This is a genomic window from Breznakiella homolactica (assembly GCF_016616095.2).
Classification (GTDB): Bacteria; Spirochaetota; Spirochaetia; order Treponematales; family Breznakiellaceae; genus Breznakiella; species Breznakiella homolactica.
In genome coordinates this window covers 2,438,406-2,463,487 of sequence record NZ_CP067089.2, presented here as the reverse complement: position 1 = coordinate 2,463,487, position 25,082 = coordinate 2,438,406, and the positions used below count along the sequence as shown (strand labels likewise).

20 protein-coding genes are annotated in these 25,082 nt (G+C 51.8%); 13 read left to right on the top strand and 7 right to left on the bottom strand.

What is annotated here, in order from left to right; genetic code table 11:
* Window positions 1-56: 56 nt before the first annotated feature.
* The 4 genes from rpoN to JFL75_RS11110 all read left to right on the top strand — a co-directional run bounded on the left by rpoN (window position 57) and on the right by JFL75_RS11110 (window position 5,243).
* Window positions 57-1,415, top strand: a complete 1,359-nt coding sequence (rpoN, locus tag JFL75_RS11125; RefSeq protein WP_215626763.1) for an RNA polymerase factor sigma-54 — start codon at window positions 57-59, stop codon at window positions 1,413-1,415.
* Between the two features lie 190 nt (window positions 1,416-1,605).
* The gene (gene hpf, locus JFL75_RS11120; RefSeq protein WP_215626762.1) at window positions 1,606-1,896 is read left to right on the top strand and encodes a ribosome hibernation-promoting factor, HPF/YfiA family; all 291 of its coding nucleotides are present in this window, start codon (window positions 1,606-1,608) and stop codon (window positions 1,894-1,896) included.
* Between the two features lie 228 nt (window positions 1,897-2,124).
* Entirely contained in the window at window positions 2,125-3,231 is a 1,107-nt protein-coding gene (locus JFL75_RS11115; RefSeq protein WP_215626761.1) for a glycosyltransferase, read from the top strand.
* Entirely contained in the window at window positions 3,228-5,243 is a 2,016-nt protein-coding gene (locus JFL75_RS11110) for a glycosyltransferase family 39 protein (protein WP_215626760.1), read from the top strand. The genes JFL75_RS11115 and JFL75_RS11110 overlap by 4 nt, the downstream gene beginning before the upstream one ends.
* A gap of 23 nt (window positions 5,244-5,266) precedes the next feature.
* Here the strand turns inward: JFL75_RS11110 and uvrC are convergent, their stop codons facing one another.
* Entirely contained in the window at window positions 5,267-7,246 is a 1,980-nt protein-coding gene (uvrC, locus tag JFL75_RS11105) for an excinuclease ABC subunit UvrC (protein WP_215626759.1), read from the bottom strand.
* A 124-nt stretch (window positions 7,247-7,370) separates the two neighbouring features.
* Here uvrC and JFL75_RS11100 point away from each other — a divergent pair, with 124 nt between their 5' ends.
* The 4 genes from JFL75_RS11100 to JFL75_RS11085 are packed head-to-tail and all read left to right on the top strand — an operon-like array spanning window position 7,371 to window position 13,531.
* The gene (locus JFL75_RS11100; protein ID WP_215626758.1) at window positions 7,371-8,996 is read left to right on the top strand and encodes a LamG-like jellyroll fold domain-containing protein; all 1,626 of its coding nucleotides are present in this window, start codon (window positions 7,371-7,373) and stop codon (window positions 8,994-8,996) included.
* Window positions 8,993-11,749, top strand: a complete 2,757-nt coding sequence (locus JFL75_RS11095) for a tetratricopeptide repeat protein (protein ID WP_215626757.1) — start codon at window positions 8,993-8,995, stop codon at window positions 11,747-11,749. Before JFL75_RS11100 ends, JFL75_RS11095 begins: the two co-directional genes overlap by 4 nt.
* A complete protein-coding gene (locus tag JFL75_RS11090; RefSeq protein ID WP_215626756.1) occupies window positions 11,742-12,602 on the top strand; it encodes an HDOD domain-containing protein in 861 nt (286 codons plus the stop codon). Before JFL75_RS11095 ends, JFL75_RS11090 begins: the two co-directional genes overlap by 8 nt.
* Window positions 12,603-12,610: 8 nt before the next feature.
* Window positions 12,611-13,531 carry an MBL fold metallo-hydrolase gene (locus JFL75_RS11085; RefSeq protein WP_215626755.1) on the top strand — a complete coding sequence of 307 codons (921 nt, stop codon included), beginning with the start codon at window positions 12,611-12,613 and terminating at the stop codon, window positions 13,529-13,531.
* A gap of 52 nt (window positions 13,532-13,583) precedes the next feature.
* On the opposite strand, the gene JFL75_RS11080 is transcribed toward JFL75_RS11085, so the two are convergent.
* The 3 genes from JFL75_RS11080 to JFL75_RS11070 form a co-directional block, all read right to left on the bottom strand.
* Window positions 13,584-15,236: an ABC transporter permease gene (locus tag JFL75_RS11080; RefSeq protein WP_215626754.1), complete on the bottom strand. Its 1,653-nt coding sequence runs from the start codon at window positions 15,234-15,236 to the stop codon at window positions 13,584-13,586.
* On the bottom strand, window positions 15,217-16,335 hold the full coding sequence (locus JFL75_RS11075) for an ABC transporter ATP-binding protein (RefSeq protein WP_215626753.1): 1,119 nt from the start codon (window positions 16,333-16,335) through the stop codon (window positions 15,217-15,219). Before JFL75_RS11075 ends, JFL75_RS11080 begins: the two co-directional genes overlap by 20 nt.
* Before the next feature lie 125 nt (window positions 16,336-16,460).
* Window positions 16,461-17,507: an ABC transporter substrate-binding protein gene (locus JFL75_RS11070; RefSeq protein ID WP_215626752.1), complete on the bottom strand. Its 1,047-nt coding sequence runs from the start codon at window positions 17,505-17,507 to the stop codon at window positions 16,461-16,463.
* A gap of 316 nt (window positions 17,508-17,823) precedes the next feature.
* On the opposite strand from JFL75_RS11070, the gene JFL75_RS11065 reads away from it, so the two are divergent.
* Window positions 17,824-18,516, top strand: a complete 693-nt coding sequence (locus JFL75_RS11065) for an N-acetylmannosamine-6-phosphate 2-epimerase (RefSeq protein WP_215626751.1) — start codon at window positions 17,824-17,826, stop codon at window positions 18,514-18,516.
* A gap of 10 nt (window positions 18,517-18,526) precedes the next feature.
* The gene (locus tag JFL75_RS11060; RefSeq protein WP_215626750.1) at window positions 18,527-19,384 is read left to right on the top strand and encodes a MurR/RpiR family transcriptional regulator; all 858 of its coding nucleotides are present in this window, start codon (window positions 18,527-18,529) and stop codon (window positions 19,382-19,384) included.
* Between the two features lie 28 nt (window positions 19,385-19,412).
* On the opposite strand, the gene JFL75_RS11055 is transcribed toward JFL75_RS11060, so the two are convergent.
* The 3 genes from JFL75_RS11055 to JFL75_RS11045 form a co-directional block, all read right to left on the bottom strand.
* Window positions 19,413-20,183: a DeoR/GlpR family DNA-binding transcription regulator gene (locus JFL75_RS11055; RefSeq protein ID WP_215626749.1), complete on the bottom strand. Its 771-nt coding sequence runs from the start codon at window positions 20,181-20,183 to the stop codon at window positions 19,413-19,415.
* Between the two features lie 105 nt (window positions 20,184-20,288).
* On the bottom strand, window positions 20,289-20,792 hold the full coding sequence (locus JFL75_RS11050) for a VOC family protein (RefSeq protein ID WP_215626748.1): 504 nt from the start codon (window positions 20,790-20,792) through the stop codon (window positions 20,289-20,291).
* Window positions 20,793-20,802: 10 nt separating this feature from the next.
* Window positions 20,803-21,354 (bottom strand): SIS domain-containing protein, encoded by a 552-nt coding sequence (locus tag JFL75_RS11045; RefSeq protein ID WP_215626747.1) that lies wholly within the window; start codon window positions 21,352-21,354, stop codon window positions 20,803-20,805.
* Between the two features lie 196 nt (window positions 21,355-21,550).
* Here JFL75_RS11045 and JFL75_RS11040 point away from each other — a divergent pair, with 196 nt between their 5' ends.
* From JFL75_RS11040 to JFL75_RS11030, 3 genes are all read left to right on the top strand, one after another.
* Complete coding sequence (locus JFL75_RS11040) at window positions 21,551-22,480, top strand: sugar ABC transporter substrate-binding protein (protein ID WP_215626746.1); 930 nt, start codon at window positions 21,551-21,553, stop codon at window positions 22,478-22,480.
* 116 nt (window positions 22,481-22,596) lie between these two features.
* Complete coding sequence (locus tag JFL75_RS11035) at window positions 22,597-24,084, top strand: sugar ABC transporter ATP-binding protein (RefSeq protein WP_223292622.1); 1,488 nt, start codon at window positions 22,597-22,599, stop codon at window positions 24,082-24,084.
* 10 nt (window positions 24,085-24,094) lie between these two features.
* Window positions 24,095-25,075, top strand: coding sequence for an ABC transporter permease (locus tag JFL75_RS11030; protein WP_215626745.1), 981 nt, complete (start codon window positions 24,095-24,097; stop codon window positions 25,073-25,075).
* The last annotated feature ends 7 nt before the right edge of the window (window positions 25,076-25,082 follow it).

The following is a 25,082-nucleotide window of genomic DNA, read 5'->3' as shown; positions in this document are numbered from 1 at the left end:
TATTTCTTGACAAAGGAACCCTCCGGGGTAATAGTTTTATTGTAGGAGTTTTGCCCGTGCAGGTGCAGCGTCCGTCGTTATCCCAGGAACAGCGACTCAAAATGAATCCCCAGCTCTATCAGTCAATCAAGCTGATGGAGCTTCCCATTGTGGATCTGCGGGAACGGATTGAGGAAGAGGTTGAACGGAATCCTGCCCTGGAGGTGCTGGAGGACCGCCTGACGGTCTCCCTGGACGAGGCGTACGCTCCGCAGAAGGATGAGGATACCTACTTTGAGGAGTCCTCAGACCCCGGATTTATCCGGAAAGGCGGCGACAGTGACGCCGATGAGCAGAATAAATTCATAGAAGGCGCCCTTTCCCGGCCGGAAACCCTGCAGGAACACCTCCTGTGGCAGCTGCGCCTGCAGCCGGTGGATGACGCGATCCGCCGGATAGGGGAACGGCTCATACAGAACCTCAACGCCGACGGTTTCAATGAAGAACCCCTTCCGGCGCTGCTTAAAGGTAAGGATCCTGCTGCGGTGGAAGCTGCCCTTAGCCTGGTCCGTTCCCTGGACCCCCAGGGGACCTGCACGGCGGATTACCGGGAATCCCTCAGGGTTCAGGCTAAACTCCTTCCGGAAGCGCCTCCGGGGCTGGAAGACGCCCTGGAATACCTGGAACTGCTGGAGCGGGGAAAACTGGCGGAGCTCGGAAAAAAAATAAACCGGACCGAAGACGAGGTCCGGCTCATCGCGGATCGGATAAAGGAACTTTCTCCCTTTCCGGGCCGGCAGTTTTCCACAGAGGATACCCGGTACGTGGTCCCGGATGTACAGGTTATACGGAAGGAAGGGGAATTTGTCATTGTTCTGAACGAGGAGGAAATCCCCGTGCTGGGGATCAATCCGTTCTTCATGAAAATTTCCGGCGGAAAGGAAGAGGAGAAAACGGCCCGGGATTTTGCCCGGGAAAATATCAAGGAAGCCCGCTGGTTTATCCAGTCCATAAACCAGCGCAACCACACCCTGCTCAGGGTTTCCCGGGCCATTGTTGAATTCCAGCGGTCTTTTTTTGCCAACGGACCAAAGTACCTCGCGCCCCTGACCCTTAAGGATATTGCCCAGGAACTGGGAGTGCACGAAACCACCGTGTCCAGGACGGCCAACGGTAAATACATGCAGACGGAATGGGGAATTTTTGAGATCAAGCATTTCTTTACCAATTCCATAAGCGGCGCCGGATCCGGAGGATCCCGGTATTCCAAGGAAGGGGTCAAGGAAATAATCCGGGAGCTGATCCAGAGCGAAGCCAGAAACTTTTCCGACCAGGAACTGTCGGATCTGCTTGCCCAGAAAGGCATCCCCCTTGCCCGCCGGACCGTGGCAAAATACCGGAAGGAACTTGACTTCGGTTCATCCTACACAAGATGAACCATCAGGGTATCATGCGGTTAACCTGGATAAACCATGCGTTTTTCCTTGTCTTGCGGAGCCTTTGGTGCGATATTGAATATAGGCCCGCGGGATAAATCTATATGCGGTGTACAGTTGCCGCCGAATGGAGAATCCCGGGGGTAAAACGACCTGCGCGGCCCGCCGCCGCGCCAGAATGGAGGTATACATGAACATTGATGTCAAAGCAGTCCATTTTACGTTACGGGAAGACGGGAGGGAATACCTGGACCGCAAGATCACCCGCATCCACAATGCCGAAAACATGATTGTGGATCTCCTGTTCACGTTTACGAAAGAAAAGGACTTTGTGGCAGAAGCAACGGTAAACTTCCGCTGGGGTGTCTCGATCCACGTCAAGGAACGTGATTTTGAGCTGAATCCGGCTATCGATAAGCTCATGGATAAACTGGAAGCAAAAATCAGCAAAGAAAAGGAAAAGGTCAAAGAAAAGCGGTAAAACCCGTTTTCTGATCTTCCTGTTTAAACGCCGCAGAAGCGGCGTTTTTTAATGCCCGTCAGAGAAGTGCCGGATGGCTGATAGAACTGGTGCATACGATGCAAGGCTTGCCGCGGGTTAATATAGACGATCCCTTTTCCGTATCAATAGTGTATATATTTTTATAATAAAAATATATTTCCCTGGGGGGGAATTGTTAATAAACATAACCTGGATTACACTATTTAAATGAAATTACTTATAGCCGTTCCAACGTACAATGAAATTGAAAATATTAAACGGTTTGTAATAACTGTATTTGAGCATATTCCAGATTATGCGGATATCCTCGTGATTGATGATAATTCACCGGATGGAACCGCGGCCGCGGTAGAAGACCTCATTCGGAATTATCCCAATCGGCTTCATATCCTTAACCGTGAATCGAAGCAGGGGTTAGCCGCGGCGTATCTTGCCGCGTTTGAATGGGGACTTTCCCGGGGATACGATGTTTTTCTGGAAATGGATGCTGATTTTTCACACAATCCCAAATACATACCGGAGATGATAGATAAAATCGAAACCAATGATGTTGTTATCGGATCACGTAATATTTCCGGCGGCGGTGTGGAAGGCTGGTCCGCGCTGAGGAATTTTATTTCCAAAGGCGGTTCGCTGTATTCCCGGCTTGTTTTAGGGTGCCCGATCAAGGACCTGACCGGCGGCTTCAATATGTGGCGCAAGTCGGCACTGGAAAAAATCAACCTGGAAACTATCTCCGCAAAGGGATATTTATTCCAGATTGAAATGAAATACAAAGCTTTTCTGGCCGGGTGCAGCATAACTGAAATACCCATTATTTTTACCGACAGAAAACAGGGCAAATCAAAAATGTCCAAAGGAATTTTTGTCGAAGCCCTGATCAATATATGGAAAATAAAAAGTAATGCCCGGACTGATAAGGGATCTTTTGAATTTATTAAATTTGCTGTGACCGGGGGACTCGGTACTGTAACAAATTTAGTAATATTTTTTATTTTCGCTGATTTGCTGAAGCTGCCTGAAATTCCTGTAAGTATATGCTGTTTCATTGTGGCGGCAACACAAAACTATATTATAAACCATCATTGGTCATTCAGAAATCGTACCGAAAGTGATAAACCTTCAATAAAAAAATGGTTTTTGTTTATTGTAAGCTCTCTTCTGGGACTTGGCATAAATATTCTTGTAATGCGGGCTATCCTGACATACTTTAACGTACCATTGAAGTTAATTGCCCAAGCCGGCGGCATCTTAGCCGGAATGGTTATTAATTATGCTGTATCGAAGTTCCTTGTTTTCAGGAGAAAAAAGTGAGTAAGCCGGTTAAAATAGTTCTCACCCTAACTTGCGCTGTTGGTGTATTATTGAGTGCGGGAATTTCAGCCTACCTGCAGATCGACGGCAACAGAACAGTGTTCGGAGAATGGCTGGCCCCTGTTCATATAAATGTAGAAATTGATAAACAGTACACCCACCGTATTGCTGTCTATTCGGAGCCAGGCGGCAGCACTCAGTTTTATTATCTGAATCCTACGACTGTTGTATCGGATGAAAGCAGTCTTCAGAATATTATATTGCATGGACAGCTTCGTACAAATGGATTGCACCGCAGACTTTACCTGTGTTTCCCTGATAGTTTTCCGAAAGAAACGGTTGCCGCCGTTGACAATATAAGTGTTTTTATCGGTAATCGTCTTGTTTACTTTTCGAAAGAGGATATCCGGCAGTTTGATTTCAAAACAAAAGATGGCTATCACATGTACCGCATTCCCAGTCTCTATTACACAAAATCATTGCTGGTAAAGGATTGGGTAAATTACTACGGCGATTTTAATATTGCTTTAAAAATTATCCCCGGTTTTTTTGTTTTCCCCTTTAATTTTTTTCTTTCATATCTTTTTTTGTTTGGATTGATTTATCTTTACCGGAACCGTCTCCGGGAAATTTATACGAAATTTCGGCAAACACCAAATAAATGGTTCGGACCTGTCGCTCTTGTTATAATTATTCTGATTGGCTTTGCGCTCCGTATAAATGGTTTCGTCCGCCATTCAGGCTGGTCTGATGAGTTGTATTCCGCCACCATCGCGGGAAACCCCACGCTTCCGTTTATTGAGACCTTTACCGATCCGGGCAATCCTCCGTTCTATTTTATTCTTCTTAGAGCGTGGTTTATGCTTTTCGGGTGGACAGAGGTATCGGGAACTTTGCTTTCTGTCCTTTTGGGAACCGCCGCGATTCCGGTACTTTATATTTTGGTAAAAAAATATTTTGGCCGGAATACCGCAATCCTGGCAGCTTTTTTGATGGCCATAAGCGGTTTCGCCGTTGATTATTCTCAGGAAATGCGTGCATATATACTCAAAATCTTTCTTGTGCCAGTAATTACCTACTTCTTTCTCGAATTTATTAATCGGCAGTCTTTGAAAGATCTGATTTTGTACAGTATCCTTTGTATCTTAATAGTCAACGCCCATTATTACGGAATACTGCTGGTAATGGCGAATTTTATTTTTTACTGTCTTTATATGGTTTCGCAGAAACGGTTCATCTGGAAAAAAGGTCTGTTTTTCTTTCTGGGGAATTGTATAATTGCGGTATCCTTTTTGCCGTTTTTCTTCTATCAGATTTCTGTTAAAAAATATTTCTTTGAAAGAGATTTTCCGATCCAGCCTGATTTTCTTTTATTATTAGCCATCATTGCGGTTCTTGCCGCGATTCTTTTCATCTATCGGAAAAAGCTAAACCTTAATCGAATATTACCTTCCTCTAAGGGAATGTTTTTTTCTTATACCGTATATGTACCCATCGCACTTTTTGTACTTGCCTTCTTTGTCTCACTTGTCAGACCCATGTTGGCGTATAAGTATCTGCTCCCAATCACGTTCCCGTTTTTTATTTCTTTGATTGCAATGATGTTAACTATGGCCCGGCGTCACCATATCCTTAAATATGGTTTTGTTTTCCTGTTATGGGCCGCGGCTGCTTCTTTGTACACAGGGCAGGCACGAATCCCTGGCGGTGGTTATGGTTCATACAAAGAAAGCCGCGCTTATATAGCGGCGGACGCGGCGGCGCATTCGGATAAAAAGTCCGCAATGCTTGATCCTGCGCCTGATTTGGCGCAGTATTACGGATTTGATGTTATGTCTGCTTATGAACAAAACGAATCATTCGATGTTTTGTATGTTTTTAATAGAGCTTTTCGTATGAATGAATATGAAATGTACAGTGAGCTTTCAAAATACAATCTTACTGATGAAAATACGCTTAAGATCTATCCGAATGATGAGGTTGTGGTTTTCAAAAAAATATTATCAAAATAAGTAGGCGCCCGCGGGAAAGGTGATTATTCCTTTTTGTTCCGGCACTCCGAATCCTGCGCGGCGGAGTAATCCGCCGCCGCTTCCGCGGCCAGGGATGCCCCCACCGCCGCGCTTCTGCCTGAGATGCCGTCCTTCCCGTCCTTAGGAGCGGAACGGCCGAGCCCGGACCGGAATCCTTTTTTCGACGCTTCCTGGTCCTCCAGGCTGAGTTTCGCCGCCGCTCTGACGGCCCGGGCGCTGGCTTCGGTGATGCCGCATTGTTCCGCCAGTTCCAGCGGTTTGGCCGCCGCCACTGCCTCGAGGGTCCCGAAAGCCTTCATGATAGCCGCGGCCCGTTTCGGGCCGATACCTTCGACGGATTCGAGCACGGGAAAGCGGAGGTCCTTTGACCTGAGGCGCTGGTTGAATGATGTGGCGAACCGGTGGGTTTCGTCCCGGACGAACTGGAGCACCTTCAGTGCCTCGGACCGTTTCGAAAGGCGCACCGGTTCCTTGGCGTTGGGAAGCCACAGTTCCTCATCCCGCTTGGCCAGACCCACGATATCCGAGTCCATCCCGAGTTCATCGAGAACGCCCTTTGCCGCGTTGACCTGCCCGATACCGCCGTCTATAAGAATCAGGTCGGGAAGCTCCTTGTCTTCCTTGATCAGCCGGGAATATCGCCGGGAGACCGCTTCCCGCATGGACGCGAAGTCATCCACAATACCTACTACGGAACGGAGTTTGAAGTACCGGTAGTTTTTCCGGTCCGGCACGCCGTTTTTGAATGAAATCAGGGACGCCACAGGGTGTTTTCCGTCGAGCTGGGCAATATCGAACCCTTCGATCCGTTCCGGCCGGGTTTTCAGGTTCAGAACCCGGGCGAGTTCGTCCAGGGCAGGCCCCGCCCCCCGTTCCTTGAGCCGCCGCCGGAGATCCTCCTGGGCGTTCTGCCGGGCCATGGCGAGCACCGCCTCGTGGCGGCGTTCATCCGGGGGCAGTATCTCCGGGCTGTACCCGAAACTTTCGGAAAACCAATGGCTGATCCCGGTAAAATCCCGGTTTCCCGCGGCAAGGTAAATTCGCGGCGGAGGGGGCCGGTCCGGTGAGTAGTAACTGACGATAAAAGTATCCAGGGATTCGTCCTCTTCGGCGGCCGTCCGGGTGCGGAAAAGTTCCCGGCCGGTCATTTTGCCTCCCCGCATGGAGAATACCGTATATGTAGTAAACACGCCCTCACCGGCCCAGGCAATGTAATCACGGCCTTCCTGGTCAAAATCAACCACCGTACTGCCTTCGGAAAGCTCCCGGATTGCCTGGATCGCGTTCCTGAGCTGGGCGGCCCGCTCGAATTTCAGTTCCGCGGCGGCTTTCTGCATGGAATCGGTAAGTTCGGTTATCAGAGATTCGGTTCCGCCGGAAAGCAGGAGCTTGACCCGTTCAACGTGAACCGCGTATTCCTCCTGGCTGATCCTTCCGCAGCAGGGCGCGGCGCAGCGGCCGATATGGTAATACATGCAGGGGGCTTCCCGTTTCCGCAGGGTCCGGCATTTCCGCAGGGGGAACAGCTTGTCCACCAGGTCAAGCATGGTATCCACCGCCGGAATGTTGGGAAAGGGACCGAAATACTGGGATCCGTCCTCAACAATATGCCTCGTTCTGAACACCTTGGGAAAGGGTTCATTGGTAATCCGGATCACCGGATAGGTTTTTCCGTCCTTGAGGTTTATGTTATACTTCGGCGAATGCTGTTTTATAAGGGTGTTTTCCAGGAGCAGGGCTTCGTATTCATTTGATACGATAATTGTTTCTATTGACCGGGCGTGGCGCAGAAGGGTCCGGGTTTTTATATCCTTGACCCCGGAAAAATAGGAATGCAGCCGATTCCGCAGAATCCTGGCCTTGCCGACGTAGATAATCCGGTTCTCATCATCCCGCATTATATATACCCCCGCTTCCAGGGGCGCGTCTTTTACCTGATTTTTGAGGTTTTTATAATTTTCAGAAAACTTGTCATGCTCCATGGGTATTACTGCCGATAAGATATAGGGGGTCTGTAGAAAAACTACAATTTTTGTAAAGAATCCCCGAAAAAACTGGACTATATGCTGAAAACCGGCGTGTTTTCGCATATACTTTTGAAAATCCATGAAAACAGAAATTCGTTTTGTTCTATTATTCTATATCTTTTTTCAGTTTTCCGGTAGCCTGCGGGCCATAGAGGAGCAGACCCTTGTCCTGGGGGCATCTTCGGGGTGGAATCTCGTCGGGCAGCGCCGGGGGGTCGCCGAGGTTAGCTCCGTCCGCCCGTATCCGGTACTGCTGCTTTCCTCCGGCCAGGCGTCGGATGACCCGTCCCTGGATATGGCGCTGAGTTTTGACGAAGGTCAGCCCGGGGTGTTCCGGGATAAAACCGGAAACTATTCCCTGTCTGTTTCACCGGCCCTTTCCGCGGCCGGCCAGCACCTGGCCCGTTTCGGCACCGGGGCGGCGCTTTTTTCCGGAAACCGAATGGACAGCAGCTCCGCGGCTTCCGGCAGCGAAGGCCCGCTGGTGGCGGTCCCCCGGAGCCCGGAGGCGCTGTTTTCCTCCGGCCAGTCAGTCAAGGATTTTACTATTGAATTCTGGCTGTTTCCGGCCAACGCGGAAAACGGTGAACAGATTCTGTCCTGGTCCGCCACCCGCCAGAGCATGCAGGGACAAAGTACCTTTCAGCGTATCCAATGCATGATCAGCGGAAACCGGCTCCTCTGGAATTTCCTTGATTTTTTTGCTTCCCCCCGGGATGATCACCGGCTGACCCTGTCGGTCACTTCCTCGTCCCCCCTCATTCCTCAGGTTTGGAGCCATCATCTGATCCGGTTCGATTCCGGCACGGGGATGATTGAATATCTGGTAAACGGCAGCCTTGAAGGTATCGTCTACGCCAGTTCCAGCGGCGGGGAGGGCGGTGATATATACGCTCCCATTATCGGCAGCGGCGGAAGCCTCGTGCTGGGAGGGCGTTTTTCCGGGCTCATGGATGAATTCAGAATGTACAGCCGTTTTGTGGAAACCCCGGTACTGACGAAATATCCACCCCGCGGGGGCCGGTTCCGGACTGAACCGATCAACCTCGGGACCACCAACAGCAGCATCGTCAGGATTGACGCCCTCTGCGGCAGAACCTCCGCCATCGACGGCGCTGTCCGCAATGATTATACCGGCGCTTCCGGCTACGTTTTCCCCGACAATTCAGAACTCCGTTTTTTCCTGCGCGCGGCGGACTCCCCCTACCGGTGGTCCGGCGGTGACCGCGAAGACGATTCATCCTGGATGCCTTTTATTCCGGGCACGGAGCTTCCCGATTTTGTCCGGGGCCAATGGGTCCAGGTTGAAGTGGAACTGTTCCCCTCGGGGGACGGAGAAACGACCCCCTATGTGGATGAAATCCGGGTCACCTATATAGCCGACGAGGCTCCGACGCCGCCTTCCATGGTACGGGTGATTCCCCGGGACGGCGCGGTGGATCTTTCCTGGCGGGCAAGCCCCGCGGCGGATATCGGCGGGTACCTGGTATACTACGGTACTTCAATGGGTGAATATTTCGGAGAAAGTGCTATACTTGGAGTATCACCCATAAATGTGGGTAACCGTACTTCAATTCATATAGATGGATTGGAAAACGGGACCTTGTATTATTTTTCCATTGCTGCGTATGATCGGGCAAACCCGCCCCACATCGGTGAATTTTCCCGGGAAGTGACCGCGCGGCCCCTAAGGACGGTTCCATGAGCCCCGTTGGTATTCAGGATATATTAGAACGCGCCAAAGGTTCCGCCAGGGTAGGCGACCATGAGGAAGCGGAACGTTTATTAAAAACATACATTGCCAAGGTTCCTGACGACCGGGACGCCCATCTGCTTTTGGGGACAACCCTGGCAAAAGCCGGCCGCCTGGAAGAAGCGGCCCAGGAATTCACCACCCTGACGGCAAAGAATCCCCGGGATGTGGAAGCCTTGAACAATCTGGCGGTTATTTACCGGCGCCAGGAAAAACTGCAGGATGCCCTGGGGGTTCTGCTGGAAGCCATTGATATCGATCCGACCAGGGCGGAATTCCACTACAATATCGGAAATATCCATAAACAGCTGGACAACCTCAAAGCCGCGAGCATGTCCTACGCCAAGGTGGTTGAGCTGGATCCCAACTACGTCCCGGCGTACAACAACCTTGGTACAATTTACGACCGGCTTCACGAATGGGATAAAGCCTTTAATGTTTTCCGCAAGGGCCTGTCCCTGGACCGGAACAACCCGACCCTGCATTTTAATTACGGTGTCGCCCTGGAGGCGACGGGCCACCTCGAGGAAGCCGCCAACGAATACAAGGCGGCTATCAGAAGCCGCCCGGGCTGGCTTGAGGCCATGAACAACCTGGGTATTATTTATTTCAAGCAGGGCCACCACGTTAAGGCCATGGAAACCTTTAACCGTATCCTGGGAATCGATCCGTTTAACGCCGAAGCCAGAAACAATATGGGGGTTGTCCTCGCGGACCAGGGGCGCACCAAGGAAGCTATTCAGAATTACCGCCAGGCCCTTGAGTCGGATCCGAAATACGTCAAGGCCGTGGTCAATCTGGAACACGTTCTGGAGGAAGCGGGGAATTTCGCCGACGCCGTGGTGGAGCTGGAAAAGCTGGTTAAGCTTGTGCCCAACAGCGCCGAGGTCAGGACCCGGCTCGGTTCGCTGTACCTCAGGATGGACCGGTATCCCGAAGCCATTGAGCAGGCCAGGAAAGCCCTGGACTGGGAGCCGGAAAATATCCAGGCCCTGCGGGTCGCCGGTATCGGATTCCGGATGCAGGGCGAGGACGACAAGGCTAAGGAAAGTTTTGAGAAAATCCTTTCTATAGATCCGGGAAATTATTCCTACCAGCTTGACCTGGCGGACATTCATTTTAAGCGCCGGGAATACAAGGAAGCGGAAGACCGGATCATGGCTTTTCTCGCCCGGAAACCGAACGACCGGAACGCCAAACTTCTGTTAGGCAAGATTTACGCCGAAATGGGAAACCGGACTCACGCTATCCAGATTTTTGAGGAACTGGCCAAGAATGATCCCAGCGATACCGAGGCGTTGGCCGCCGCCGCGGAACTGCACAAGGATGCGGGGGAACTGGAAAAAGCCCTCAGGACCGCGGACAAACTGGTGAACCTCCAGGGAGGCCGGGCGACGCCGGATGATCTTTCCGAGCTCAACGATTCCCTTTCATTTTATGAAAACGCTGTCAGCGCCTATTCATCCTCCACCCGGGAAATGTGGAACCGCAACCTGCGGCTTCTCCGGGACGGGGAGGATTCGGAGGCCGGAGACGATGAGGACATGTCCTATCTTTTCGGCGCCGTGGAAACCGCCCAGGCGGTGGATGAAGAAACGGAAGCTCTTTTTATTGAGGATATTGAAACTTCGGAAGAACCGGAGGAAGAAGAACTTATCCTGGAGGATGATGAATTCTCCGTGTACGATGAACCCAGAGAATCCGCCTCCCTGGATTCCCTGGCGGAAAACGACGGATACGACGGCGCGTATCCGAATCAGGCCGGGCAGGAGTATCCTCAGGATGACCCCTTAACCGACGTCGCTTCCCCGAAGATGTCCGCGGAACCGCCGGCCGAGGAAGAAAGTCTTTCCGGCGATGGCTCCTCCGGAGCCCCGGAGGATTCCACCGGGCAGCCCCCGGCATACCCTCCGTCTTATCCGCCGCCGGAATCCAAACCCGAGCCTGAACCTGAAATTGAACCGGATCTCGAAGAAGAGGCCCTTCCTGATGATTCCCTGGCTCCGCCGGAGGAGACGGAAGAAATTTCCGAAGAAGAACCGGAAGATGAAATTCCCCTTATTGATGAGGATGACGAAGAATTGTTTTCCGAAGACGGGCCTGAGGAAGATGAATCCTTATTTGAGGAAGAAGCGGAAAATCCAGAGGACAGCATTGGCGGGGAAGACGAAGAAGCGCTCTTTGAGGAGGAGCCTGAGGAAGCCGAAGAAATTCCTCCGGAAGAACCGGAAGATGAAATTCCTCAAATCCCCGAACCCGAACCGGAGGCCGCCCCGGCCCGGGAACCGGCCGAAGAAAAAGACGACAAGCTGCAGAAATCCAGTATGCTTGATCTCATGCGCTACCTCAAAGGACTTGCCGACGCTCTTCCGGATGAACAGCGGGAGACCTTCAAACAGAGTGATGTGCGGCTGAGTATGGAGTATATCATTGATACCCTCGAAGGCCGGAAGGGACTTTTCAAGGAAATCCAGCAGCGGCTTCCCGACGCCGGAAAGGCCGTACCCGGCAGTATCCCGGACGGCGTCCGGAAGATGAATCCCAAAGCCCGGGAAGTGGCGGGAACCCTGGCGTATTTAGGCAAACTTGCCGCGGCGCTTCCCGACCGCGGCCTGACCACGGCGATCAACCGCAAAGTGGATACGGTCATAACCGGAATAAAAAAATCCGTTCCCCCGGAGAATACTGGCGGTACCCATGGGTGAAGATACGATAAGAAAAATCGAAAAATATATCCAGAATATGCCCAGCCTCCCGACCACGGTTTCCAAGGTTCTGGAGGTCTGCAACAATCCCCAGACGAGTCCCGCTGACCTGAACCACGTTATATCTTTGGACCCGGTTCTGGTCGGCCGGGTGCTCAAGCTGATTAATTCCGCGTATTACGGCCTGGGGCAGCAGGTTACGAGTCTGGTCCGGGCTATCATTATGCTTGGAATAAACACCGTTAAAAACCTTGCCCTGTCCAGCGCGGTCCTGGGAAACCTGGCTTCGAAAAAAGAGTTTCACGCCATAAATCCCGAGGGATTCTGGCGGCACTCCCTTTGTGTGGGGGTAACTGCGAAGATGCTGGCAAAAAAACGCGGCATCGACCCGAAGCTGATGGAAGAGTATTTTACCGCGGGACTGCTCCACGACATCGGAAAGATCCCCCTCAACGCGGTCCTGGGAGAATCCTACATAGTGGCCATGAGTGTTTCCGACCGGGAACGGATTCCCCTGTACAAAGCGGAAGAAGCGACCCTGGGTATCAACCATTGTGCCTCCGGGGCCATGATTGTGGATGCCTGGAAACTGGAAGGCGCGGTCGGGGATTCCATCGTATTCCATCATATGCATACCAACTACGATGGTCCTCACCGGGATGTTCTTTTCAGCGTTGTCGCGGCGAACTGGTTCGCCAATGCCATGGAAATCGGTTTTTCCGGGGACCGGTATCCCGACAAAACGGATCCGATGGTCTGGGATTTCCTCGGTATAACCCGGGATGTTTTCGATGACCTGGAAGGTTCGGTAAACCAGGAAATCGAAAAAGCCCAGATCTTTCTTAGAGTGTGAGGTAGGTTATGCTGTCGGTGCGTTTCTGGGGAGACCGGGGATCCATACCGTGTCCCGGTCCCAATACGGTGGTTTTCGGGGGGAATACGTCCTGCCTTGAAATCCGGGCGGACGAAAAACTGGTAATAGTGGATCTCGGCACGGGGATTAAACCTTTCGGCGACTGGCTCATGGCCAATGACTTCAAGAAAAACGGCCCCATCGATACGGATATTTTTATAACCCATACCCATTGGGACCATATCATGGGCTTCCCCATGTTTACCCCTATTTTTGTCCCCGGTACCAAACTGCGTATCCGGGGGCCTGTCTCCTACGAGGATGATTCCCTGGAATCCATCATCGGCGCCCAGCTTTCCTACCGGTACTGGCCGGTCCGCCAGAGTGAACTGTCGGCGCAGATTGAATATGACCAGATAAAAGAAACCGAACTCGATCTCGGCGGCGGACTGCGGGTAATCACAAAATACCTCAACCATCCCATCCTGTGTCTGGGCTACCGGTTTGAATACCAGGGAAAATCCATCGTAACCGCCTATGATACGGAACCCTTCAGGAATGTATTTCCCACGGACCCGGAAGATCCCAGCTACGATGAATTTGCTGCCATGGAAGGGGAGTCCGCCGCCCGGGAGGAAAACGAAAAAATGCTCCGCTTCTTCAAAGACGCGGATGTGCTTATCCATGATACCCAGTACACCAAAGCGGAATATGAGAAGGACAAAGTCGGGTGGGGCCACTCATCCTACGAGTACGCCATCAATGCCGCCCACAAGGCCGGGGTGAATAAACTGGTGCTTTTCCACCACGATCCCAACCGCACCGATGTACAGCTGGAGGACCTTGAAACAGCGTACCGCCGCCGCCTGGCCGGAAAAACAACTATGGAAATAATGATGGCCCGGGAAGGCCTCACCGTGGAAGCTTGATTGATCCCGGTTCCCGGAAAAGTAAAAACCCCGCTGTCAGCGGGGTTTTATTTTACATAGTCACATTCTTCGTTTTTGATATCCGCATAAAAATCAGCAGGGACAGCACGGTGAGGACCGTCAGTATCGTCGAAAGCGCCGCGGCAACGCCGTAGTTCCCCCGGATGACCTCGGTGTAAATCGAGACCGTCAGGGTCTTGGTCCGGCCCGTATACAGGATGATCGAAGTTGAAAGTTCGGTAATCATGGTAACCCAGCTGAGGATCGCGCCGGAAATAATACCGTTGGCCATCATGGGGATGGTGATGAAAAAGAAGGTCTTCATCTTGGATGAACCGAGGCTGATGGAAGCCTCCTCGATGGTCACCGGGATCTGCTGCAGTATGGCGGTGCTGGACCGGATAGTGTAGGGGAGCCGCCGCACAACCAGGGCAAGAACCATGATGAGGTATCCGCCGCTGATAGCCAGGGGCGGCCGGTTGAAGCACATCAGCATGGCAATCCCCAGGACCGACCCCGGGATGATATACGCGATCATTGAGATAAGGTCAATGGAATTGGATACCGCGTTTTTCCGGCGTACCGTCAGGTACGCGATGAGTACCGCCGCGAGAATAATCACCACCAGCGCGGTGCCCGCGATGATGAACGTATTCTGGATGGAACTCCCCAGTTTCGAGAACGCCGTCTCGTAGCTGCCGAGCCAGTAACCGTCAATAAAGATGAGCCCCTTCGTCTTAAGGAATGATGTGTAGATAACGAAGCACTGCGGCACGATGGAAAGGCCCACCACGATATAGGCGAAGATATGCACGAGAACCGCCCTGACCCCGGAAAGATTTTTCTGGGTCACCGAGTTCATGGCGCTCATGGTGAACGACAGTTTGTTGGAGGCGAATTTCTGGGTCAGGAAAAATACCGCCGTGATCACCACCGCCATGACACTTATGGCCGCGGCAAACCCCTCATCCCCGCCGACCTCGCTCATGAATTCAGTATAAATAAGAACGGGAAAGGTCCGGTAGCCTTCGCCGATGAGCATTGGGGTTCCGAAATCAGCCAATGCCCGCATAAATACCAGGAGACCGCTCGCCAGGAGCGTCGGCGCTACCAGGGGCATGACGACTTTGAAAAACCGGTTCAGCCCGGTGCAGCACAGGTTCTGGGCGGCTTCCATAAGGGAATTGTCGATGTTTTTCAGGGCGCCGGAAACATACAGGAACACCAGGGGATACAGCTGCAGGGAGAGTACCAGCAGGATGCCGGAAAATCCGTATATGTCAACGGAAAACGACGGGATAAACCCTTTTATGAAATTGGTGACAATCCCGTTTCTGCCAAGGAGCAGTATCCAAGAATACGCCCCGATAAACGGTGCCGACATGGACGACAGGATTATAAGGATGTTCAGAACCTTCTGGCCTCTGATTCTGTAAAACGAAAAGAAGTATGCCAGGGGCGCGCCGATCAGAAGTGTTACGGCGGTGGTGGCCACCGTGACTTTGAGGCTGTTCAGCAGGGTCACCGTGTAGTACTTGGTTGAAAAAAACTTCTGGAAGTTCCTGAAGCTGAAACCCGTTTCCGGGGAATAGACCGAGTGCCGGAGCAGGTTGAGCAGGGGATACACCAGGGCAATCACGTACAGAGCCAGGATAGCGTACCCTATCCAGCTCCAGACTTCGGGTTTACGCTTCCGCTGTATCATCTTGTACACCTTCCAGAAGATTGCTGCCGCCGTCCTCGGACAGGACATTGATCTTTTCTTTCTTTACCTGCAGTACTATATCCGTTCCCGTGGGGATAATGCTGTCAATGGTAGATTCCTGGATAATTTCTATTTTTTCGCCGCTGCTCAGTTTCACCCGATAATGGGTGTTCAGCCCCAGGAAGATGCTGCTGTCCACGGTGCCCTGTATACCCGGCTCTCCGGATTTTTCGGAAATGGTGAATTCCTCGGGACGCACTGAAATAAGGACGTCCCTGGGTGCTTCGGTTTTTTCCCTGACGTTGCCGAGTTCCACTGAGTAACCATCGGGAAGGGCGAGGATCTGTTTTCCCTGACCGCCGGAAAGGGTTCCCTTGAGTATATTGGTGTGGCCGATGAAGGTTGCCACAAACAAATTTTTCGGCCGCTGGTACAACGCCTTGGGTGTACCTATCTGCTGGATCTCACCCTTGTTCATGACCGCGATTCTGTCGGAGATCGCCATGGCTTCTTCCTGGTCGTGGGTTACGTACACCGTGGTTATTCCCAGGCTGTTCTGTACATCCTTGATGACCGACCGCATTTCCACCCGGAGTTTGGCGTCAAGATTCGAAAGGGGTTCGTCCATGAGCAGTACATCGGGGCTTATCACCAGAGCCCTGGCCAGGGCAACCCGCTGCTGCTGGCCGCCGGACAGCCGCTCCGGGAGCCGGTTCCGGTATTCCTCGATCTGCATCAGCCTGAGGAATTTTTCCGTTTCCCTGGTAATCGTTTCTTTATCGCATTTTCGGTTTTTGAGACCGAAGGCAACGTTCTGCTCCACCGTAAGGTGTGGAAAGATCGCGTAATTCTGGAACACCATCCCGATATTGCGCCGGCTGGGATCGATGTCATTGATGAGTTTTTCATTGAAGAAAAACTCACCCCCTTCTATGGAATTGAATCCCGCGATCATCCTGAGAAGAGTCGTCTTGCCGCAGCCCGACGGCCCCAGCAGCGTGAAGAACTCCCCCTCCCGGATAGTGAGGCTCAAATCTCCGATGATGGTATTGTCGCCGTATTTTTTTACGGCGTTGGCAATCGTAATTTCCACACTCATGATTCATTCACCACCCTGTACACCTTGTAAATTTCAAAGGGCCGCCGGAACACCAGCGTTCCCTGGCAGCCCCGGTTTTATACTTCTGGAAACATCTAAAAACTTCAGTTTTTAGATGTTTTCTTCTACTGAAGGGACGCAAACAGCTTTTTATACCGGTCTGTCAGTTCGTTCTTATGGTCGGCAATATACGGAATGTCTTCTACGATTGTATAGATGTTTCCGATGGGTTCCAGGTTTTTGCTGGGAACACTCGCCAGGATAGGCCGGTTGGTCAGTTTCTCACCGAATATGGACTGGGCTTTTTCGGAAATAAGGAAGTCAATAAACTTCTGGGCATTTTCAAGATTTTTTGATCCCTTGATAATCGCCGCGCCGCTGGGAAGGAACACCGCCCCTTCTTTCGGGAATACGATTTCCACGGGGGCGCCGTTGGCCACCAGGGTGGCGCAGGGATCCTCATAGGTCAGCCCCACGGTATACTCACCGTCGGCGACACCCTTGTAGACCGCGCTGGAACCGGACAGAACTTTTCCGTCCCACTGTTTGACGAGTTTTTCCATATAATCCCAGGCGCCGGCGTTTTCGTAGCCACCCATGGCCAGGAGGATATTGGTCAGCTGGGCAAAAGCGCTGGATGAGTTCGCCGGATCGGAGGTGGCGATTTTTCCCTTTAATGCGGGATTGAGAAGATCGGCGTACCCTTCGATTTTAATATTCGCGGCAAGGTTCTTGTTCACCAGGAGGCAGCTGCCGTTGATGGTATAGTTGGTATAGAAACCAGTGGTATTCTGGAATTCCGGCGCCAGGTTTTTATCGTTGGGAGATACGTAGCGCTCGAACAGTTCGGGATTCTGTTTGTAGATCGCGTAGTTGATGCCGCCGAAGTTGATGTCACAGTAGGGATTGTTGGCTTCCGAAAGCAGCCGTTTGATGATTTCCCCGGCTCCCGCGGAAATAACTTCAACCTTGATTCCCGTTTCTTCCTCAAAGGCGGGAATGATATTGTTCATGATTCCTTCGGAATTGGGGGAATAGATAACGAGTTTATTGGATTTTGAGCCTGAAGCATTCCCGTCCTTGCTGCCGGAACAGGCGCTTAACAAGCCTAAGCACAATACCGCCGCCAGACCGGCGGCAATAACTTTTCCTAACCCTTTGTTTTGTGCCATTTCTTTATTTCTCCCTGGGATTTTGGTAACCGCAAGAAACGCGGATTGTGTGCATATACTATGCATTAGTTGTAAGATTACCATAGCTTTTTTATTCCCGCAACAGAAAAATAAAAATTTTTTTTATGATTAGCCGCAAAAAAATCAAGTGTTAGTTGTATTTCATTATATTATAATAAAATAAAACTATTTATATGAATTTTTGTTTTTTTGATTGAAAAAAAATAGTAAAAGATGTATCATAAAAAAAGAAATTTTTTCCAAAAATGAGTAGAGCCGGTTTATTCCGGAAATATTTTACGGAAAGGAAGTTCCTGTGAACAATTCCGAGTTTTTTTCAAAAACCAAGGGAAAGCTGATTGTGTCCTGCCAGGCCCTGGAGGATGAACCCCTGCACAGTTCCCAGATTATGGCACGTATGGCCTACGCGGTTATGCTCGGCGGCGCCGCGGGGATCAGGGCCAACAGCGTTGCGGATATAGAAGCTATCAAAAACGCGGTGGATCTGCCGGTTATCGGTATCATAAAAAAGATTTATTCCGATTCCGAAGTGTATATCACGCCTACGGAAACGGAAATCGACAATCTTGTCCAATGCGGTGTGGATGTGATTGCGACTGACGCCACGGACCGGCCCCGGCCGGAAGGTGGCGGCCGGGAAGTTTTTTTCCGCGCCGTCAGGGAGCGGTACCCGGACCAGCTTTTTATGGCCGACTGCGCAACCCTGGATGACGGGATTGCCGCCGAGCGCCTCGGCTTTGATGTTGTCAGCACCACGCTTTGCGGATATACTGAAGCCACCCGGGACGACCCTAAGCCCAACATCCGGCTTATCCGGGACCTGATCCGGAATGTGCGGATCCCCGTTGTGGTGGAAGGGGGAATCTGGGACAAGGAAACCTTTGACCAGGTCCGCGCCATTGAAGGGGTCCACGCGGTCGTCATCGGCAGCGCCATAACCCGGCCCATGGAAATAACCAGATATTTTCTGCAGGGCGTGTCCAAATAGAAGGAACCGGATGCCGACATCAAATTTGCTGAAAGACATACAGTCGCGGTACGAGCATTTAACCAAGGTTGAAAAGAAGGTCGCCGACACCGTGCTGGCCAGACCCCAGGATGTGCTCAACGCCACCATTACCGACCTCGCGGAAATGAGCGGCGTAGGGGATACTTCGGTGTTCAGGTTCTGCCGGTCCCTGCAGCTTGACGGCTACCAGGATTTCAAACTTTCCCTGGCGCTCAGCACCAACAGCCAGAACATGCTGGACGTAAAGGAAACCAGCGTTCCCGCGGACTCCGATAAAATCGAGGATATCGCGGCGAATGTTTTCAACATAACCTCGGACGCTTTACAGGATGCCTACCACATTCTTAATTACGAGCGGATTTCAAAAACCATTGATCTGATGACGGCGGCAAAACGGATTTACTTTTTCGGGATCGGCGGCTCGGCCCTTACCGCGCTGGAAGCCCAGAATAAATTCCTCAAGATAACTCCCAATGTCTACTTCACCATCGATACACACATGCAGCTTACCACCGCCTCACTCCTGGGTGAGGATTCCCTGGCGGTCATTTTTTCCAACTCCGGAACCTCCAAGGATTCTCTCAATATGGCGAAGCTTGCCAAGCAATCCGGGGCACAGGTGGTGTTTATCACGAAATTCGAAAAGACCCCGGCCCGCAGGTTCAGCGACGTGATCCTCGTATCCGGCGCGGCGGAAGGACCCATGCAGGGCGGCTCCATCTCCGCGAAAACCGCGCAGCTTTTTATCGTGGATATACTGTTTACGAAATTCTTTTACTGTCAGGGCAGCCGGGCGGTGGAAAATAAAAAAATCACCTCCGCCTCGATTATCACCGAGATGCTCTAGTCCGCGGTCCCGGAGGATTCCGCCGGGATTACACGATTGCCAGGGTTATACCTTTTTCCCGTATAAAGGACGCGTATTCCTCAGATATACCGTCATCGGTTATGACCATGGAGAAGTCTTCGATCTTCGCGAAAACATGGGTACTGACTTTGTCGTATTTTGAGGAATCCAGGAGCAGGATTTTTTCCTTGCTGGACTGGATCATGGCCTGCTTGAGGGGAACATCCTCCTGGTAGCCGCAGGTCAGTCCCAGGGCAATATCGTATCCGGTGGTTCCGATAAAGCACTTTGTCGCCCGGTACCGTTTGATGAAATCGGCGGAATCGTGGTTGTAAAACATCCTGGGCTTGGGCGCGTATACGCCGCCGGGCGAAATGACCGTGCAGTTCTGAAGTTTTACGATAACCTCCAGGGTGTTGAAGCTGGCGGTTATAAGTGTATGGGCCGCGTCGGATGGAATCTGTTCGGCCATGGTCTGGATTGTGGTACCGGAGTCGAGGAAAACCACTTCGCCGGGGCCGAGCATCTCAACGGCCTTGAGGGCCATGCGGTACTTCAGATTCGTATTGTGGCTTTGGGCCTGGGCGATGGAATAGTTTTTTTCGGCTTCCTCGGGTTCCACGGCGGTCACCCCGCCGTATACCTGGGTAATAAGTTTTTTTTCCGACAGCAGGATGATGTCCCGCCGGATGGTCATTTCCGATACCTGAAGCTTCAGGGCAAGCTGCTTTATGGTCATAAAATGAAAGCTTTGCACAAGCTCCACAAGCTGTCTCTGCCGGCTATTCAGGTTTTCCATACTGCACCAAGTATACATTATTTTTGCCGAAGCAACAGGGATTTCTCACATAAAATGATAAAGTTTTTATCATTTTATGTGAAATTGTAATCCGCACCGGGCGGGCTATTCCTTGGGATATACCATTTCCGGTTCATGCCGCCGTTTCGGCCGCTGGATAAGCTCATAGGTTGTTCCGAACTGTTTTTCCGTATCGAGATAGGCGAAATGGCCGTCGCCGTCGAGGCCGAACCCTCCGCCTTCCATGACAACCGAAAAACCCGCTGCTCCGGCGTCTTCCAGGGCTTCCTGCATATCCGGTACGTAAATACCCAGATGCTGAACCCCGTAGCCGTGTTCTTCGATAAAATCCGTATAAATCGTGCGGCCTTCCAGATTCTGTATGAGCTCGATCCGGGTATCCCCGAAATATCCCAGGGCAATCCGGGCGCTGTACACGATGGGCTTTCCGCGGTAGTTCTGGAATTTCAGAAGCGGCGGCGCGTAGGTGTAGAAATGCCATCCGCCGATTCCGAACCGCTCATGGTACTGCCGTACGGTCTGTTCAACGTCCTCCACTACATAGCCGATCTGCCCGATGGACCGGTTTAAAAAATGTGCCTGCTTCATGGTATATCCTTTATTCCAAATTTGTATGGCGTTTCGCTATTTCCTCTACCGGAATGCCCTTGCTGAGTATAGCTATTATGGATTCTTCCGCGATAAATACAATCTGCTCGAAGAGGGTGCGCATCAGCTGGGTGCTCTCGGGGCTGTTTTTGTTTATCAGTCCGTTGGGGGCTTGAATTTCGATGATTGTATCGGCGGTATCCCGGAGCTCCGGGGTCGCCGCGGCGGTAAACATTACGACCGCCGCTCCGGCTTCCTTTGCCCGCTTGAGTATTGCCACCACCGAAGGGGTCGTTCCCGATCCGGACGCCGCGATAACCAGATCTCCCGCCGACGCGGGCGGGCAGGGGATGTTTCCGGCAACGTAAGCCTCAATTCCCAGATGGTTTAACCGCATGCAGAATGCGCTCAGCATAATCCGGGACCGGCCGGCACCCACGCAGAAGACCCTCCGGGCTTTTCTTATTTGGGAAATCAGATTATCTACCCCGGATTCCGGCAGCTGGCTGAATCCCGTGTGTATTTCCTGGAGTATATGCTGTCCGGTTTTCAGTACCGTCATAATACGGACCTCCAAAATGTTAATAGTAATAACAAAATTGTTGCATCGAATAACATAAATGTCAATCTAAAAACAAAAATGTTTAAAATAAAAACATTTTTCTTGACAGATCCCGGTTTCAATGTTAAAAGAATTTACAGCGTTTGTTAATTTTACAACATGGCGCGATTTTAAAACTCTTCAGGAGGATAACGGTATGAAGAAAAAGATTCTGGTTATTGGTTTGATTGCCGTGATTGTATGCGGTTCTCTGTTCGCCGGCGGCACCAAGGACGGAGCCAAGGATAAACGGGTTTTCGGTTACACCTACTGGGCGGCCAGTGACTTTTTTGAAACCATCGGCCAATCGATAAAGGAAATTGCCGAATCCAACGGTGATGAATGTATCATTATCGACGCCCAGCAGGACAATCAGCGCCAGCTGGACATCATTGACGACTTTATCGTCCGGGGCGTGGATGTGGTATTCCTCAATCCCGTGGACCGGGACGGAATCCGGCCGGCGCTGCTCGCCCTCCGGGAAGCCGGGATTCCGGTGGTAAATTTCGATACCTCCGTGGCGGATCTGAGCCTGGTAGCTTCCTATATTGCCAGCGACAACACGGGCGCGGGCCGTATCTGCGCGGAAGCCCTCAATAAAGCCTTTCCTCAGGGCGGTGCCATTGCCATTCTGGATTATCCCGCCAACAGCGCCTGCCTGGACAGGACCGAAGGGTTTAAGGCAGCCATCAACAGCAACTTCCGGATTGTCGCCCAGCAGGATGCCCAGGGCAAACCCGGTCCCGGTCTTGAGAAGGCAACGGACATCCTCACCGCCAATCCGAATCTGAGGGCGTTTTTCTGTGTCAACGACCAAAGCGGCATGGGCGCCTACGGCGCCGTGGTTGAGGCCAACGCCAATGTGCTGGTGTACGGTGTGGACGGCGCGCCGGAAGCGAAGCAGGTTATCGCCCAGGGAACCCAGTACGCCGGGACCGCCGCCCAGAGTCCCAAGCAGATCGGCGTAAAGTGCGCCGAGGTGGCCTACAATATTCTCGCCGGTCAGCCTTACGACAAAGAATTTTACGTTCCCACTTTCCTTATGGATATTAACAACGCCAAAGACTACCTCGGTTTCTGGCAGTAAAAAACTAGGGGCTGTCCCGCTCCTCCGGTGCCATGCAGGGCCGGCGGGGCGGTCTTTTCCGGATTCCGGAATGAAACAATTTTCTTCTGATAATTCAGGAGCGTGAAGGAGGAACCGTGGACAATCTATTGCTCAGGATGCAGGGTATCACCATGACGTTTCCGGGAGTTAAGGCCCTGGAAGACGCGTTGTTTGAGTTGAGACCCGGGGAGGTTCACGCCCTGCTGGGAGAAAACGGAGCGGGAAAATCAACGCTGATCAAAGTCCTTGGCGGGATTTACCATCCCGACGGCGGTGATATTTTTATCAACGGTGAAAAAGTTCATATTGATAGCGTTCACGGTGCCCAGGCTCTGGGAATCAGCATTATCCACCAGGAACTGATGGTCGTTCCCGATATGACCATTGCAGAGAATGTTTTCATGGGCAAGGAACTGCGGGGAAAAGTTCTTCTCAATGCAAAGGAAATGAAGAACCGGACCCAGCGTATGCTCGATGACGCCGACCTTGACTTGCAGGCTGCCGCTAAACTCCGCAGCCTCAGCATCGCAAACCAGCAGATGGTTGAAATCATCCGGGCTATTTCCTTCGGTGCCCGGATAATTGTCATGGATGAACCGACTTCATCCCTTTCCGAAAAGGAAGTGGCGGTTCTCTTCGACCGGATTAAAAAACTCAAAGCCCAGGGAATCGGTATTATTTATATTTCCCACCGTATCAGTGAATTTGACGAAATCGCCGACCGTATCACGGTTATGCGCGACGGAAAATATATCGGAACCGTTGAGACCCGGTCCACTACCCGGGAGAAATTGATCTCCATGATGGTTGGACGGGAGCTCAAAAATTTCTACACCAAAGATGCCGCCGCCGCCGATGAGGTGATACTCAATGTGGAAAACCTCAGCGACGGCGGCATGGTCAGAGATGTTTCCTTCTCCCTGCGCAGAGGCGAGATCCTCGGATTCGCCGGCCTTGTCGGCGCCGGCCGGAGCGAGACCATGAAGTGCCTCTTCGGCCTGACGAGAAAAACCGGGGGAACAATAAAAATCGGCGGCAGAGAGACGAACATTAAAAACGTTCGCACCGCCCTGAAATACGGACTCAGCCTCGTACCCGAAAACAGAAAATTGGAAGGTATCTATCCTATTCAGAATCTCCGGTTCAATTCCTCGATAGTTGTACTGGATCAATTTATCCGTGGTGTGTATGTGGACAGAAAAAAGGAACAGACCATAGCGGAAACGTACTGTACCAGGATGAAAGTAAAGACACCGTCCCTGAACCAGGCGATCGCAAAACTCTCCGGAGGCAATCAGCAGAAGGTTATCATCGGCCGCTGGTTAGCGTCCCATCCGAAGGTGCTTATCCTGGATGAACCGACCCGGGGAATCGATGTAAGCGCCAAGGCTGAAATTTACTCTATCATCAACGAACTGGCGAAGGAGGGGGTGAGTATCATTCTCATCTCATCGGAACTGCCGGAGATTATCAATATGAGCGACCGGGTCGCGGTGATGAACCACGGATGCATAGCGGGAATCATTGATTCAGATTTTACCCAGGAAAAGATCATGCATCTCGCTACCATGGACATCGATTAGGAGGAATAGTATGGCAAAGAAAAATCCCTTAGCCCGGTTTGAAGGCAATCCGATCTACGCCGGAATCAAGGATCAGCTCGGTATCATCATTGGCTTGGTTCTGCTCTGTATCTTTCTCTCATTTATGAGTCCCGTATTTATGAGCCAGCGGAATTTTTTCAATGTCCTCCGGCAGCTTTCCAACAATATGTTCCTCTCCTGCGGTATGCTCATGGTGATTCTGCTGGGCGGCATTGACCTTTCCGTGGGCTCTACCATGGCGGTAACCGGCTGCCTGGTCGCGGGATTTATGACCAACAATGGCATGCCGCCCATGGCAGCTATTGTGCTGGCCTTGCTCGTGGGCCTTCTCATCGGGGTAATCAACGGCGGCATCATCGCTTCCACGGGGATTCCGCCATTCATCATTACTTTGGCAATGATGAATATCGGCAGGGGCTTCGCCCGGCTCTATACGGGGAGCAAGACCATTTCCATCGACAATGACTTTTTTGCATATATTGGAACGGGGTACATCGGCGGGGTAGTGCCGACCCAGGTTGTGTATATGATTGTTATATGCCTTATTACCGCCCTGCTCCTGAATAAGACGAAATTCGGCCGGAACCTGTACGCCACCGGCGGCAACCGCCAGGCCGCGGAATTCAGCGGCATCAATACCCGGTTCATAACGTTCCTGGTTTTTGTGTTCAGTTCTCTCATGGCGTCAATCGCGGGAATCATCCTGGCTTCCCGGATGTTCAGCGGGACCTCCACCGCCGGTACCAGCGCCGAAATGGATGCCATCGCGGCGGTGGTGCTCGGCGGCACCAGCATGAGCGGCGGTGTGGGCGGGCTCTTCGGCACCATCATCGGGGTCGTTCTCATCGCGGTGCTGTCCAATGGCATGAATCTGATGGGTATCGATTCTTCGTGGCAGCTCGTGGTGAAGGGCATCGTAATAATAATCGCCGTGCTTATCGATTATTTCAAAAAGGCGAAGGCCTCCTAGGAGCCGG

Coding starts and splice junctions, on each gene's coding strand:
- hpf (WP_215626762.1), top strand. CDS start 1,606: ATGAACATTGATGTCAAAGCAGTCCATTTTACGTTACGGGAAGACGGG.
- JFL75_RS11115 (WP_215626761.1), top strand. CDS start 2,125: ATGAAATTACTTATAGCCGTTCCAACGTACAATGAAATTGAAAATATT.
- uvrC (WP_215626759.1), bottom strand. CDS start 7,246: ATGGAGCATGACAAGTTTTCTGAAAATTATAAAAACCTCAAAAATCAG.
- JFL75_RS11100 (WP_215626758.1), top strand. CDS start 7,371: ATGAAAACAGAAATTCGTTTTGTTCTATTATTCTATATCTTTTTTCAG.
- JFL75_RS11095 (WP_215626757.1), top strand. CDS start 8,993: ATGAGCCCCGTTGGTATTCAGGATATATTAGAACGCGCCAAAGGTTCC.
- JFL75_RS11090 (WP_215626756.1), top strand. CDS start 11,742: ATGGGTGAAGATACGATAAGAAAAATCGAAAAATATATCCAGAATATG.
- JFL75_RS11085 (WP_215626755.1), top strand. CDS start 12,611: ATGCTGTCGGTGCGTTTCTGGGGAGACCGGGGATCCATACCGTGTCCC.
- JFL75_RS11080 (WP_215626754.1), bottom strand. CDS start 15,236: ATGATACAGCGGAAGCGTAAACCCGAAGTCTGGAGCTGGATAGGGTAC.
- JFL75_RS11075 (WP_215626753.1), bottom strand. CDS start 16,335: ATGAGTGTGGAAATTACGATTGCCAACGCCGTAAAAAAATACGGCGAC.
- JFL75_RS11070 (WP_215626752.1), bottom strand. CDS start 17,507: ATGGCACAAAACAAAGGGTTAGGAAAAGTTATTGCCGCCGGTCTGGCG.
- JFL75_RS11060 (WP_215626750.1), top strand. CDS start 18,527: ATGCCGACATCAAATTTGCTGAAAGACATACAGTCGCGGTACGAGCAT.
- JFL75_RS11055 (WP_215626749.1), bottom strand. CDS start 20,183: ATGGAAAACCTGAATAGCCGGCAGAGACAGCTTGTGGAGCTTGTGCAA.
- JFL75_RS11050 (WP_215626748.1), bottom strand. CDS start 20,792: ATGAAGCAGGCACATTTTTTAAACCGGTCCATCGGGCAGATCGGCTAT.
- JFL75_RS11045 (WP_215626747.1), bottom strand. CDS start 21,354: ATGACGGTACTGAAAACCGGACAGCATATACTCCAGGAAATACACACG.
- JFL75_RS11040 (WP_215626746.1), top strand. CDS start 21,551: ATGAAGAAAAAGATTCTGGTTATTGGTTTGATTGCCGTGATTGTATGC.
- JFL75_RS11030 (WP_215626745.1), top strand. CDS start 24,095: ATGGCAAAGAAAAATCCCTTAGCCCGGTTTGAAGGCAATCCGATCTAC.